The following is a 13,213-nucleotide window of genomic DNA, read 5'->3' on the forward strand; positions in this document are numbered from 1 at the left end:
GCTGAAGCAGATTTAAGTGGAGCCGCACGGCTCGGCGCGGCCACACTGCGGTCATGCCCTCACCCTCACCGCACACCTTCGGCCGCGCTCTGTGCGCGATGGTCACGCCCTTCACCGACGTCGGCGCCCTCGACGGCGACGGCGCGCAGAAGCTCGCCGCCCATCTGGTGGACGGAGGGTGCGACGGACTCGTGCTGAGCGGCACCACCGGCGAGTCCCCCACGACCACGGACCGCGAGAAGACGGAGCTGATCCGCGCTGTGGCGGACGCTGTGGGTGACCGCGCGACCGTGCTGGCCGGCGTGGGCAGCGCGGACACCCGCCATACCGTCGAGCTGGCGCGGGCCGCCGAACGTGCGGGCGCCGATGGTCTGCTGGTGGTCACGCCGTACTACAGCCGCCCGCCGCAGCACGCCGTCGAGGCGCACTTTCGCCGCGTCGCGGACGCGGTCGGCGTCCCGCTGATGGTGTACGACATCCCCGGCCGCACCGGTACCCGTATCGAGCCGGACACCATGCTCCGGCTGGCGGATCACCCGCGGATCACCGCGGTCAAGGACTGCGCGTACGACCTGCTGGGCAGCACGAAGGTCATTTCCCGCACCGGTCTCGCGTACTACTCGGGCTGCGAGGAACTGAACCTTCCGCTGTACGCGGTGGGCGGCGCCGGTTTCGTCTCGACCGTGGCCAATGTGGCGGCGCCGCGGCTGCGGGCGGTCCTGGACGCCTACGACGCGGGCGAGACAGCCGAGGCGGCGCGGCTGAACCAGCGCACGCTCGCGCTGACGGAGCTGATGATGGCCTCCGGCCTCCCCGGTACGGTGACCGCGAAGGCGCTGCTCGCGGCACTCGGCCTGCCCGCGGGACCGGTCCGCGAACCGCTGCAGCCCGCCGACCGGGAAACGGTCGACGGGCTGCTGGAGGCGTACGCGGCGCTCACCCAGGCCCTGTCCGCCACGGCGCCTGCTAAGGGTCTCTCTGGATCTTGGCGGCCCGGCGGGGTCCGGCCTGATCCAAACGGCAGACCCTAGTTGTGGCTGTGCAGGATCTCGTTCAGGCCACCCCAGACCGCGTTGTTCGGGCGGGCCTCGACAGCGCCGGTAACCGAGTTGCGGCGGAAGAGGATGTTGTCGGCGCCGGAGAGCTCCAGCGCCTTGACGACCTGGCCGTCGGGCATCGTGACGCGGGTGCCCGCGGTCACGTACAGCCCGGCCTCGATGATGCACTCGTCGCCGAGCGCGATACCGACGCCCGCCTCAGCGCCGACGAGGCAGCGCTCGCCGATCGAGATGATCTGCTTGCCGCCACCGGAGAGAGTGCCCATGGTGGAGGCGCCGCCGCCGATGTCGGTGCCGTCACCGATGACGACACCGGCGGAGATCCGGCCCTCGACCATCGACGTGCCGAGGGTGCCGGCATTGAAGTTCACAAAGCCCTCGTGCATGACCGTGGTGCCGTCGGCGAGGTGCGCGCCGAGGCGGACCCGGTCCGCGTCGGCGATGCGGACGCCCTTGGGTGCCACGTAGTCCGTCATGCGCGGGAACTTGTCGATCGAGGTGACCTGGAGGTGCAGGCCTTCGGCCCGCGCGTTCAGGCGGACGGTCTCGACCTGGTCGACGGCGACCGGGCCGAGGCTCGTCCACGCCACGTTCGCGAGCAGCCCGAAGACGCCGTCCAGGTTCTGGCCGTGCGGCTTGACCAGCCGGTGGCTCAGCAGGTGCAGGCGCAGGTAGGCGTCGTGGGCGTCCAGCGGCTTGTCGTCGAGCGAGGCGATGACCGTACGGACGGCGACGACCTGGACCCCGCGGCGCGGGTCGGGCCCGATCGCCTTCGGCGCGGCCTCCCCGAGCAGCTCGACGGTGCGCTCGGCGGTGAGCCGCTCGGTGCCGGAGGGGCCCGGCTCGGACACGAGCTCGGGTGCGGGGAACCAGGTGTCGAGGACGGTGCCGTCGTCGGCGAGGGTGGCGAGTCCGGCGGCGACGGCGCCGGTGGAGCGAGTAGCAGTGGTGTCGGTCATAACAGAAAACCTAACCGCCCGGGCCGCCCGGGAGCGAACCGGTCTCAGGTGCCGGTCGCGCGCGGGCGGACGCCCCCTCGGGACCGGCCGCGCCGGCCGCTTCCGCGGCGCCCACCCGGCTGGTCGACAACGGCGACAGGGGTTCGGGGAGCTGTGACGCCGGTACGGGTTCACGCAGCCGTCGCGCTGCCAGTACCGCCGCCCCCGCCGCCCCCGCGAGCACCGTGCAGGCGGGCCAGAGCAGGGCCGGCGCGACGGTGTAGAGCGCGCCGCCGAGTGGCGGCGCCAGAACCTGGCCGCTGATCGACGCCCCGGCGTACAGGCTCTGGAAACGGCCCTGGGCATGGTCCGGCGCCTGATCGGCGACGTAGGCCGTGGCCGTGGTCTTGTAGAGGATCTCGCCCGCCGTCAGCGACACCATCATGGTGACCGCGAGCAGCAGCCCCGCTCCCGGAATCAGCACGGCGTATCCGAGCGCCACCAGCAGCAGGCCGGTGCCGACGACGGAGAGCGGGGCTCGCCCCCGCAGCGCGTGCGCGGCGGGGAGTTCGAGGCAGAGGATGACGCCGCCGTTGATGGCGAGCAGCCAGCCGTACACCTGGGCGTCCAGGCCGTGGTCGGCGAGGAAGACGGGCAGGGTGGAGTACTGCTGCCGGTAGACCAGGTCGACACAGACGATCGCGACGAGGAGCACCAGGACGGTGGGCCGCGCCCGTAGTTCCCGGAAGAGGCCGGGCGCCCCCGGTTCGTACGTGCGCCGGTGCTGCACGGCCCCGTGTGCCGGCAGGACGCGGGCTGCGTAGGTGGCGAAGATCAGGGTTCCGGCGCCGTCGGCGACGAAGAGCCAGTCGTACGAGAAGCGGGCGGCAACCAGCGCCCCGAGCGGCGGGCCCACGGTGAACCCGGCGTTCGCCGCGAAGCGCATGACGGCGAAGCCCTGGCGGCGACTGCCCTCCGGGACCGACACGGCGACGAGCGCGGAGTTGGCGGCACGGACGACACCCGCGGCGTACTGGGCGGCCGGGAGCGCGAGGTACAGGGCGGAGACCGGGAGCGCCGGGAGCGTGACCAGGACCGCGCCGGCGGCGGTGGAGCCGATGAGCAGCATCCGGCGGTGGCCGTAGCGGTCTCCGAACCAGCCGCCGGTGAAGTTGCCCGCCACCAGGCCGATACCGCCGACGCCGCTGATCAGCCCGGCCTGTCCGACAGTGAGTCCGCGCGGCCCGGTCAGATAGACGAAGAGGTAGATGAAGGTGAAGCTGACGACCGCGTTGAAGAAGCCGCCGAACGCCAGCAGCCGGACCGTCCGCGGCACTCCGCGAAGCATCCCCATTCCGCCCCCGCCCGAGTGAGTTCCCTTTGGGAACGGACTATGTCAGCATGACAGCCTCGGGTCAACGCCCGTTCGGCGGACGGGACATGCCGGACGGCAGACAGGAGAGGCCATGGCCCAGCGCACGAGCCTCGGTGACGCGAACTGCGCCGTCGCCCAGGCCCTCGACGTCGTCGGCGACTGGTGGACGCTGCTGATCGTGCGCGACGCCGCCCGCGGTGTGCACCGCTTCGACGCCCTGCAACGCGAGCTGGGGATGTCCCGCAAGGTGCTGGCCGAGCGGCTGCGACTGCTGGTCGACGCGGGTGTGCTGACGCGCGAGCCGTACCAGGACCGCCCGGTCAGGTACGAGTACCGGCTCACCCCGCGCGGCCGCGCGCTGCTGCCCGTACTGGTCGCCCTTCAGGACTGGGGAGACACCTGGGTGATGGGAGAGGGAGAGATGACGGCGACGACGGCCGAGGCCTCCAGGGAGGCCGAACGCGTCCATGAACTGGCCGGCACCCGGGTGCCGGACCTCCGGCTGCTGGACCACCGGGGCGAGGTGCGCGATCCGGTCTCCGTATCGCCGTATACCGTCCTGTACTGCTTCCCCGGCGCGTACGCCCACGGCGAGTCCTATCCGCCGGGCTGGGCGGAGATCCCGGGCGCTGCCGGCTGCACGCTCGAATCCAGCACCTACCGCGACCGGTCGGCCGAGTTCACCGCCGCGGGCGCGACCGTGCACGGGGTTTCCACGCAACGCCCGGACGAGCAGCGGGCCTTCGCCGACAAGGAGCGGCTGCGATTCCCGCTGCTCTCGGACGCCGAGCTCGCCCTGACCGCCGCGCTGCGCCTGCCGACCTTCCGCGCCGCCGGGGTGAGCCGGCTCAAGCGGCTGACTCTGGTGATCGACCGCGACCGGGTGGTGCGAGAGGTCTTCTACCCGGTGACGGACATCGAGGCGAGCGTGCGGGCCGCGCTGGCCGCCGTCACCCGCTTCACAGGCGGCATCCTCAGCGGATGATCCGTGCCAGCATCTCCTTCGCGTACGCGGGGTCGTACGCGGCGTCGGTCAACAGGACCTGGAGGCAGATGCCGTCCATCAGCGCGACCAGCGCCCGCGCCGTCACCGGATCGGTGCGCGCGGCCAGCGCCTCGGCCACGCCCTCGCACCACTCGGCGGCGACCGGGCGGAGCGCCGGCCTGCGCAGGGCGGCCAGATACAGCTCGTACTCCAGCTCGACCCCCGTACGGTCGCCGGAGAGCCACTCGCCCAGCAGCCGGGCGAGCTCCTCGGCGAGATCCGCATGCGGATCCTCGAACGCGCCGCTCTCGCTCACGGCCTTGGCGAAGCCTTCGTTGGCCTGGCGCAGCGCGGCGACCATCAACTCGTCGAGCGTCTTGAAGTGGTACGTCGTCGAGCCCAGCGGTACATCCGCCTCGGCCGCGACGGACCGGTGGCTGAGCCCGCCGATGCCTTTCCGGGCGACCACCCGTATCGCTGCGTCGATGATGCGCCGGCGGCGCTCGGGGTCGTACCTGCGCGCCATCAGTGCGCACCGCCGAGGTTGAGCAGGACGACTCCACCAATCACCAGCGCGATGCCGGCCAGTTTGGCCGCGCTCGCCGTCTCATCCAGGAAGACCATGCCGATGACGGCGACCAAGGCGGTGCCGACGCCCGCCCAGATCGCATAGGCCGTACCGACCTGCATCGTCTTCAGGGTCTGCGCAAGCAGGGTGAAGGCGAGAAGGTATCCGGCGACCGTCCCCAGGGACGGCCACAGCTTGCTGAACCCGTCGCTGAACTTCATGGCCGTGGTCCCGGCCACCTCCGCCGCGATGGCCGCGGCCAGCAGTACGTATGGCATGTGTACGACAGTACACAACTATGCGTACGCTCGTACACAACGACGCTGTGCCCCAGCCATACGGAGATCGCGTGGCACCGGTTACCGTGTCCCGGTCAATGGGGGAAACGAGCAGACAGCGGAGCGCACTGATGTCGGACAACATGGGGTGGGGCCCGCCCGGCGGGCCGGGCGGAGAAGCCGGCGGACAGCCGGGCGGTCCGGCATGGGGGCCGCCGGGTGGCGGCGCACCGTACGGAGGGCAGCCGGGATGGGGTCCGCCGGGCGGCGGGTGGATGCCGCCTCCGCCCAAACCGGGGGTGATACCCCTGCGGCCGCTCACGCTGGGCGACCTTCTGGGCGGGGCCTTCTCGGCCATGAGCCGGTACTGGAAGCCGCTGTTCGGCACGGCGGTCATCGCGTACGGCGCGGCACTCGTCGCCGTACTGGGCGCCCTGCTGATCGCGTACCTGGCCGTCGAGGACAGTCTCCGGGCGTGGTTCGACCACCTGGAGTACGGCGATCTGCCGTGGGAGGACGGCCGCACCCTGCTCACCGCCCTCGGCGCGGTGGTCCTCTTCTCCATATTGCTGATGATGTTCAGCACCGCGGTGGTCTACGCCGCCACCTCGGCCGTGGTCCAGGACGCGGTCCTCGGCCGCCCGGCCACCTTCGGCGCGATCTGGCGCCGCGCCTGGTCCCGGATGCCCTCGGTGCTCGGCACCGTGCTCCTCACCTCACTGATCGCCGGCGCTCCGATGCTGGCCTTCGGTGTCGTCATGCTCGGGCTCCTCGCGGCGTCCGCCGGCGAAGGTCAGGACGCCGCCGGCACCCTGTTCGGCATCTGGGCCCTGCTGATGCTGGCGTCGCTGCCGGTGACGGTCTGGCTGTGGGTGCGGTTCTGTCTGGCACCGGCCGCCGCGGTCTTCGAGGAACACGGCCCGGTCGCGGCCCTGCGCCGCTCCGCGCGGCTGGTTCAGGGCAGCTGGTGGCGGACCTTCGGCATCGGGCTGCTGACGATCATCCTGGCCGCGGCGCTGGGCTACATCATCCAGCTGCCGTTCTCGATCGTCGGAGCGTTCACGATGCTGCCCGGCATGATGACCGCCGGTGCGGATCCCAGCCCCTCCGCGATATACGGCTCCATGGGCGCCTACCTCGGACTCAGCATGCTCGGCGGCGCGATCAGCCAGATCGTTCAGACGATCCTCCCGCAGCTGGTCGCGAGCCTGCTCTACGTGGACCAGCGCATCCGCCGGGAGAGCCTGGACCTGAGGCTGGCGGAGGCCGCGGGCATGCCGATGGCCGGGCCGCCGCAACGCTGAGCGCCGGGCGCCGGGCGCTGCGGACAGCAGAGGGGCGGGGCTCCACCGGCAATGGTGGGCCCCGCCCCTCTGGCGTACGCGCTATGCGTACTGACTGCTCAGACCCGCAGCTCAGACGTTGAAGCCGAGCGCGCGCAGCTGCTCACGGCCGTCGTCCGTGATCTTGTCCGGGCCCCACGGCGGCATCCAGACCCAGTTGATCTTCAGTTCGCTGACGATCCCCTCGGTCGCCGACTTCGCCTGGTCCTCGATGACATCGGTCAGCGGGCAGGCCGCGGACGTCAGCGTCATGTCGAGCGTGGCGGCGTTGGAGTCGTCGATGTGAATGCCGTAGATCAGGCCGAGGTTGACGACGTCGATGCCCAGCTCGGGGTCGACGACGTCGTACAGCGCCTCACGGACCTCGTCCTCGGAGGCGGGCTTCGTGGTCACAGTGTTCTCGCTCATGCCGTCTTCCTCTCGGCGCCCTCGCCCAGTGCCTGGGCAGTCGCGTCCTTCCACGCCATCCAGCTCAGCAGCGCGCATTTCACCCGGGCGGGGTACTTCGAGACGCCGGCGAACGCGACCGCGTCCTCCAGCACCTCTTCCATGGCATCGTCCGGTTCGAGCTTGCCCTTGGACTGCATCAGCTCCAGGAAGGTGCTCTGGATCTTCTGCGCCTCGGCCAGCTCCTTGCCGACGAGCAGCTCGTTCAGCACGGAGGCGCTGGCCTGGCTGATGGAGCAGCCCTGGCCCTCGTACGAGACGTCGGCGATGGTCCGGCCGTCGTACTTCACGCGGAGCGTGATCTCGTCGCCGCACGTCGGGTTGACGTGGTGCACCTCGGCGTCGCCATCCCGCAAGCCCCGCCCGTGCGGGTGCTTGTAATGATCCAGGATGACTTCCTGGTACATCGAATCCAGCTTCACGTCCCAGCCCCTAGCCGAAGAAGTTCCGTACGTGCTCCAGCCCGTCGACCAAGGCGTCGACCTCGGCCGGCGTGGAGTACAGGTAGAACGACGCTCGCGTGGTCGCAGGAATTCCGTACCGCAGGCAGACCGGCCGCGCGCAGTGGTGGCCGACCCGGACCGCGATGCCCTGCTCGTCGAGTACCTGCCCCACGTCGTGCGGGTGGATGTCGCCGAGCGTGAAGGAGATCGCCGCGCCGCGGTCCTCGGCCGTGGTGGGGCCGATGATCCGCAGGTCGGGTACCTCCAGCAGGCGCCGGACCGCGTACTCCGTGATCGCGTGCTCGTGCGCGGCGATGTTCTCCATGCCGATCGAGGAGAGGTAGTCCACGGCGGCGCCGAGGCCGACGGCCTGGGCGATCGGAGGGGTACCGGCCTCGAACTTGTGCGGAGCGGGGGCGTACGTCGACGAGTGCATCGAAACCGTCTCGATCATCTCGCCGCCGCCGAGGAACGGCGGCAGGTCCTCGAGCAGCTCCTGCCGACCCCAGAGGACGCCGATGCCCGTCGGGCCGCACATCTTGTGGCCGGTGAAGGCCACGAAGTCGGCGCCGAGCGCCTGCACGTCGAGCGGCATGTGCGGGGCGGCCTGCGAGGCGTCGATCAGCACCAGGGCGCCGACGTCCTGAGCGCGCCGGACGATCGCCTCGACCGGGTTGATCGTGCCCATGATGTTGGAGACCAGCGTGAAGGAGACGATCTTCGTCTTCTCGGTGATGATCTCTTCGATGTTGGACAGGTCGAGCCGGCCGTCGTCGGTGAGACCGAACCACTTCAGCTTCGCGCCGGTGCGCTGCGAGAGCAGCTGCCACGGCACGATGTTGGAGTGGTGCTCCATCTCCGTGATGACCACTTCGGTCTCGTGGTCCACCCGGTAGGGCTCGTCGGCCCAGCCCAGCATGTTGGCGACGAGGTTGAGCGACTCGGAGGCGTTCTTGGTGAAGATCACCTCGTCGCGGCTCGGCGCGTTGATGAAGGCGGCGACCTTGTCGCGGGAGCCCTCGTACAGCGCCGTGGCCTCCTCGGCAAGCACGTGGACGCCACGGTGGACGTTGGCGTTGTGCCGCTCGTAGTACTCGTTCAGCGCGTCGAGAACCTGGCGCGGCTTCTGCGAAGTCGCCGCGTTGTCCAGATAAACGATCTTCTTCCCGTCGTGGACCACACGATCCAGCAGGGGGAAGTCCTTGCGGATCGCTTCGGTGTCGAGGAGCCCCGGCAGCTGTGTCACGCGGTCGCGCCACCCTTCACGTAGGACTCGTAGCCCTCGGCCTCGAGCTTGTCGGCGAGTTCGGCGCCGCCGGACTCGGCGATGCGGCCGTTCGCGAACACGTGCACGAAGTCGGGCTTGATGTAGCGCAGGATCCGGGTGTAGTGCGTGATCAGCATGGTGCCGACCTCACCGGACTCGCGCACGCGGTTGACGCCCTCGGAGACGATCCGGAGCGCGTCGACGTCCAGGCCGGAGTCGGTCTCGTCGAGGATCGCGATCTTCGGCTTGAGCAGCTCGAGCTGAAGGATCTCGTGACGCTTCTTCTCACCGCCGGAGAAGCCCTCGTTGACGTTGCGCTCGGCGAAGGCCGGGTCCATGTTGAGGCGCTCCATGGCCTCCTTGACCTCCTTGACCCACAGCCGCAGCTTGGGGGCCTCACCGCGGATCGCCGTCGCCGACGTACGCAGGAAGTTGGAGACCGAGACACCGGGGACCTCGACCGGGTACTGCATGGCGAGGAAGACACCGGCGCGGGCGCGCTCGTCGACGGTCATCTCCAGGACGTCCTCGCCGTCGAGGGTGACGAAGCCGCTGGTGATCGTGTACTTCGGGTGACCGGCGAGCGAGTACGCAAGAGTCGACTTGCCGGAGCCGTTCGGGCCCATGATGGCGTGCGTCTCGCCCTGCTTGACGGTCAGGTCGACGCCCTTGAGGATCTCGCGGGCGCCACCATCGGCCTCGACGGTGACGTGCAGGTCGTTGATTTCAAGCGTTGCCATGGGTGCCTCAGGACTCCTGTGTGACGGAGACGAGCACATCGTCCCCTTCGATCTTTACGGGGTACACGGGGACGGGGCGCGTCGCGGGAAGACCGGACGGCTTGCCGGTACGGAGGTCGAAGCTGGATCCGTGCAGCCAGCACTCGATCATGCAGTCCTCCACCTCGCCCTCCGAGAGGGACACGTTCGCGTGCGAGCAGATGTCGTTGATCGCGAACACCTCACCCTCGGTCCGGACGATGGAGACCGGCGTGCCGTCGAGCTCTACCCGCTTCGGGGTGCCGTCCTCCAGCTCGCTCAGCGCACAGGCCTTGACGAAGGCCATCAGACGGAAGTTTCCAGCTCGGCGTCGATCTTGGCGATCAGGCGCTCCTCCACATCCGGCAGACCGATCTGCTGGACCAGCTCGGCGAAGAAGCCGCGGACCACGAGCCGGCGTGCCTCGCCGGCCGGGATGCCGCGCGACTGCAGGTAGAAAAGCTGCTCGTCGTCGAAGCGGCCGGTCGCGGAGGCGTGGCCCGCGCCGACGATCTCGCCGGTCTCGATCTCCAGGTTGGGGACCGAGTCGACCCGCGCGCCGTCGGTGAGGACGAGGTTGCGGTTCAGCTCGTACGTGTCGGTGCCCTCGGCCATGACGCGGATCAGCACGTCGCCGATCCAGACCGCGTGCGCGTCCTGGCCCTGCAGTGCGCCCTTGAAGGCGACGTTGGAGCGGCAGTGCGGCGCGTTGTGGTCGACCAGGAGACGGTGCTCCTGGTGCTGGCCCTGGTCGGTGAAGTACAGGCCGAAGAGCTCGGCCTCCCCGCCGGGGCCCGCGTACTGCACGCGCGGGTGGATACGGACGAGGTCTCCGCCGAAGGTGACGGTGACCGACTTGAAGGACGCGTCACGGCCGACGAGCGCGTTGTGCTGCGCCACGTGGACGGCCTTGTCGTCCCAGTCCTGTACGGAGACGACGGTCAGCTTCGCGCCGTCGCCCAGGACGTAGTCGACGTTGGCGGCGAGCACGGCGTCACCGGTGTGGTCGATGACGACGACCGCCTCGGCGAAGGCACCCAGCTCCACGACCTGGTGGCCGAACGCGGTACCGCCCTCACCGTGCACCGCGATCCGGATCGGCTCGTCGAGCACGGTCTCCTTGGGCACCGAGACCACCGAGGCCTTCTCGAAGGAGGTGTAGGCCTGGGCGGTGACCCGGTCCACCGGGGTGCCCGCCCTGCCGAGCCGCGCGTCGCCGCGGTCCACCGTCTCGACGGTGACACCCTCGGGAGCGGTCACCTCGACGGTGAGCACGCCACCCGCCTCGGCGGTGCCGTCGTGCAGACCGCGAAGGCGGTCGAGCGGCGTGAACCGCCACTCCTCCTCGCGGCCGTGGGGGACGGGGAAGTCCGCCACGTCGAAGGACGGGGGCGCACTCATACGGGTGGCGACGGTGGACTCGGCGGCCACCGCGATGGACCCGGCGGTGGTGGAACCCGCCGGAATGTTCTGAGCCTCAGCCATGGCTGTCGTCGTGCTCTCTCTCTACGTCAGAAATGAAGCGCTGCGGTGGTCCGGACGGCGATGCCGGGCTGTGTCAGCCGACAGAGCCCTCCATCTGCAGCTCGATCAGCCTGTTGAGCTCCAGTGCGTACTCCATGGGCAGCTCACGCGCGATCGGCTCCACGAAACCGCGCACGATCATGGCCATCGCCTCGAACTCCGTCATACCGCGGCTCATCAGGTAGAAGAGCTGGTCGTCGGAGACCTTGGAGACGGTCGCCTCGTGGCCCATGGACACGTCGTCCTCGCGGACGTCCACGTACGGGTAGGTGTCCGAGCGGGAGATCGTGTCGACCAGCAGCGCGTCGCAGAGCACGTTGGACTTCGCGCCCGGCGCGCCCTCGCCGATCTCGATCAGACCGCGGTAGGAGGTACGGCCACCGCCTCGCGCCACCGACTTGGAGACGATGTTGGACGAGGTGTTCGGAGCCATGTGAACCATCTTGGCGCCGGCGTCCTGGTGCTGGCCCTCGCCCGCGAAGGCGATGGACAGGGTCTCGCCCTTGGCGTGCTCGCCCATCAGGTAGACGGCCGGGTACTTCATGGTGACCTTGGAGCCGATGTTGCCGTCGACCCACTCCATGGTCGCGCCCTCGTACGCCACGGCACGCTTGGTGACCAGGTTGTAGACGTTGTTCGACCAGTTCTGGATCGTCGTGTAGCGGCAGCGGCCGCCCTTCTTTACGATGATCTCGACCACGGCACTGTGCAGCGAGTCCGAGGAGTAGATCGGGGCGGTGCAGCCCTCGACGTAGTGGACGTAGGCGTCCTCGTCGACGATGATCAGCGTCCGCTCGAACTGGCCCATGTTCTCCGTGTTGATACGGAAGTAGGCCTGCAGCGGGATGTCGACCTTCACGCCCTTGGGGACGTAGATGAAGGAGCCGCCGGACCACACGGCCGAGTTCAGCGAGGCGAACTTGTTGTCGCCGACCGGGATGACCGTGCCGAAGTACTCCTGGAAGAGCTCCGGGTGCTCCTTCAGCGCGGTGTCCGTGTCGAGGAAGATGACGCCCTGCTCCTCCAGGTCCTCACGGATCTGGTGGTAGACGACCTCGGACTCGTACTGGGCCGCGACACCGGCGACGAGGCGCTGCTTCTCCGCCTCCGGGATGCCGAGCTTGTCGTACGTGTTCTTGATGTCCTCGGGCAGTTCCTCCCAGGAAGCGGCCTGCTTCTCGGTGGACCGCACGAAGTACTTGATGTTGTCGAAGTCGATGCCCGACAGGTCGGAGCCCCAGTTCGGCATGGGCTTCTTGTCGAACAGGCGCAGACCCTTGAGCCGCAGCTTCAGCATCCACTCCGGCTCGGACTTCTTCGCCGAGATGTCGCGGACGACCTCCTCGGAGAGACCGCGCTTCGCAGAAGCGCCGGCCACGTCGGAGTCGGCCCAGCCGTATTCGTACGTGCCCAGGCCGTCGAGCTCAGGGTGGGCAGTCTCCGTGGGGAGAGTCATGCGGGGTTCCTCCCGGCCGTACTTGCAGATGCTTCGGTGGTGGTCTGTGTTCCGCTGCGCGGAATGAACGTCGTGCACACCCCGTCGCCATGGGCGATGGTGGCCAGACGCTGCACATGAGTCCCGAGCAGATGAGCGAAGACCTCGGTCTCCGCCTCACAGAGCTGCGGGAACTGCTCGGCCACATGGGCGACCGGGCAGTGGTGCTGGCAGAGCTGTTCGCCGACCGGTGCGCTGCGCGCTGTAGCAGCGTACCCGTCCGCGGTCAACGCCTTGGCGAGCGCCTCTGTGCGCTCCTCCGGGCCGGCCGCTTCCACGGTCTCCCGGTAGGTCTCGGCCTGCGCGGCGAGCCGGGCGCGGGCGAAGGCGGCGACCGCCGCTTCTCCCTGCTCCCCGCCGCCCGCCGCCTCGGCGATCCAGCGCAGGGCATCGACGGCCAGCTTGTCGTACGACTGGTCGAAGGCGTCCCGGCCGCAGTCGGTGAGTGCGAAGACCTTGGCGGGGCGGCCACGGGTCCTGGCCCCGTACACGCGCTGTTCGCGGGGCTCGACCACGTCGTCACCCACGAGTGCGTCGAGGTGCCTGCGGACGGCGGCCTGGGTAAGACCCAGCCGCCCGGCGAGGTCCGCCACGGTCGAGGGACCGTGGTCCAGGATGGACCGCGCGACCCGGTTGCGGGTGGACCGCTCTCCGGTCGCGAGCTCCTCATGGGCCTCGCCGACGTATTTCACAACACCATTGTTGCGTAATTCCCCAAGGTGCGACAAGCGGTC

The 13,213-nt window shown here is 69.5% G+C and carries 15 protein-coding genes; 3 read left to right on the top strand and 12 right to left on the bottom strand.

Annotated elements, in window-relative coordinates; genetic code table 11:
- Positions 1–53 precede the first annotated feature (53 nt).
- Complete coding sequence (gene dapA / locus AB0M62_RS03260; RefSeq protein WP_366072370.1) at positions 54–1,031, top strand: 4-hydroxy-tetrahydrodipicolinate synthase; 978 nt, start codon at positions 54–56, stop codon at positions 1,029–1,031.
- On the opposite strand, the gene dapD is transcribed toward dapA, so the two are convergent.
- Positions 1,028–2,017 (bottom strand): 2,3,4,5-tetrahydropyridine-2,6-dicarboxylate N-succinyltransferase, encoded by a 990-nt coding sequence (dapD, locus tag AB0M62_RS03265; RefSeq protein WP_366072371.1) that lies wholly within the window; start codon positions 2,015–2,017, stop codon positions 1,028–1,030. The two genes, dapA and dapD, sit on opposite strands and share 4 nt — an antisense overlap.
- A 10-nt stretch (positions 2,018–2,027) precedes the next feature.
- A complete protein-coding gene (locus AB0M62_RS03270; protein ID WP_366072372.1) occupies positions 2,028–3,350 on the bottom strand; it encodes an MFS transporter in 1,323 nt (440 codons plus the stop codon).
- Positions 3,351–3,462: 112 nt separating this feature from the next.
- Here AB0M62_RS03270 and AB0M62_RS03275 point away from each other — a divergent pair, with 112 nt between their 5' ends.
- Positions 3,463–4,356: a winged helix-turn-helix transcriptional regulator gene (locus AB0M62_RS03275; RefSeq protein WP_366072373.1), complete on the top strand. Its 894-nt coding sequence runs from the start codon at positions 3,463–3,465 to the stop codon at positions 4,354–4,356.
- Here the strand turns inward: AB0M62_RS03275 and AB0M62_RS03280 are convergent.
- Both AB0M62_RS03280 and AB0M62_RS03285 read right to left on the bottom strand, forming a co-directional pair.
- Complete coding sequence (locus tag AB0M62_RS03280; RefSeq protein WP_366072374.1) at positions 4,346–4,882, bottom strand: TetR family transcriptional regulator; 537 nt, start codon at positions 4,880–4,882, stop codon at positions 4,346–4,348. The two genes, AB0M62_RS03275 and AB0M62_RS03280, sit on opposite strands and share 11 nt — an antisense overlap.
- Positions 4,882–5,202 (bottom strand): multidrug efflux SMR transporter, encoded by a 321-nt coding sequence (locus AB0M62_RS03285; protein WP_366072375.1) that lies wholly within the window; start codon positions 5,200–5,202, stop codon positions 4,882–4,884. The genes AB0M62_RS03280 and AB0M62_RS03285 overlap by 1 nt, the downstream gene beginning before the upstream one ends.
- 299 nt (positions 5,203–5,501) lie before the next feature.
- Here AB0M62_RS03285 and AB0M62_RS03290 point away from each other — a divergent pair, with 299 nt between their 5' ends.
- On the top strand, positions 5,502–6,506 hold the full coding sequence (locus AB0M62_RS03290) for a hypothetical protein (protein ID WP_366072376.1): 1,005 nt from the start codon (positions 5,502–5,504) through the stop codon (positions 6,504–6,506).
- 111 nt (positions 6,507–6,617) lie between these two features.
- Here AB0M62_RS03290 and AB0M62_RS03295 read toward each other — a convergent pair whose 3' ends face one another.
- From AB0M62_RS03295 to AB0M62_RS03330, 8 genes are all read right to left on the bottom strand, one after another.
- A complete protein-coding gene (locus AB0M62_RS03295; RefSeq protein ID WP_366072377.1) occupies positions 6,618–6,953 on the bottom strand; it encodes a metal-sulfur cluster assembly factor in 336 nt (111 codons plus the stop codon).
- On the bottom strand, positions 6,950–7,414 hold the full coding sequence (gene sufU, locus AB0M62_RS03300; protein ID WP_366072378.1) for a Fe-S cluster assembly sulfur transfer protein SufU: 465 nt from the start codon (positions 7,412–7,414) through the stop codon (positions 6,950–6,952). The genes AB0M62_RS03295 and sufU overlap by 4 nt, the downstream gene beginning before the upstream one ends.
- Positions 7,415–7,424: 10 nt before the next feature.
- Entirely contained in the window at positions 7,425–8,681 is a 1,257-nt protein-coding gene (locus AB0M62_RS03305; protein ID WP_366072379.1) for a cysteine desulfurase, read from the bottom strand.
- Complete coding sequence (sufC, locus tag AB0M62_RS03310) at positions 8,678–9,442, bottom strand: Fe-S cluster assembly ATPase SufC (protein ID WP_366072380.1); 765 nt, start codon at positions 9,440–9,442, stop codon at positions 8,678–8,680. The genes AB0M62_RS03305 and sufC overlap by 4 nt, the downstream gene beginning before the upstream one ends.
- 7 nt (positions 9,443–9,449) lie before the next feature.
- The gene (locus AB0M62_RS03315) at positions 9,450–9,767 is read right to left on the bottom strand and encodes a bifunctional 3-phenylpropionate/cinnamic acid dioxygenase ferredoxin subunit (RefSeq protein ID WP_366072381.1); all 318 of its coding nucleotides are present in this window, start codon (positions 9,765–9,767) and stop codon (positions 9,450–9,452) included.
- Positions 9,767–10,945, bottom strand: a complete 1,179-nt coding sequence (sufD, locus tag AB0M62_RS03320) for a Fe-S cluster assembly protein SufD (protein ID WP_366072382.1) — start codon at positions 10,943–10,945, stop codon at positions 9,767–9,769. The genes AB0M62_RS03315 and sufD overlap by 1 nt, the downstream gene beginning before the upstream one ends.
- A gap of 73 nt (positions 10,946–11,018) precedes the next feature.
- Positions 11,019–12,440, bottom strand: a complete 1,422-nt coding sequence (gene sufB, locus AB0M62_RS03325) for a Fe-S cluster assembly protein SufB (RefSeq protein WP_366072384.1) — start codon at positions 12,438–12,440, stop codon at positions 11,019–11,021.
- Positions 12,437–13,171, bottom strand: a complete 735-nt coding sequence (locus tag AB0M62_RS03330; protein WP_366072385.1) for an ArsR family transcriptional regulator — start codon at positions 13,169–13,171, stop codon at positions 12,437–12,439. The genes sufB and AB0M62_RS03330 overlap by 4 nt, the downstream gene beginning before the upstream one ends.
- Positions 13,172–13,213: the final 42 nt, after the last annotated feature.

Origin of the sequence: Streptomyces sp. NPDC051219 (assembly GCF_040682335.1) — a bacterium.
Lineage (GTDB): Bacteria > Actinomycetota > Actinomycetes > Streptomycetales > Streptomycetaceae > Streptomyces.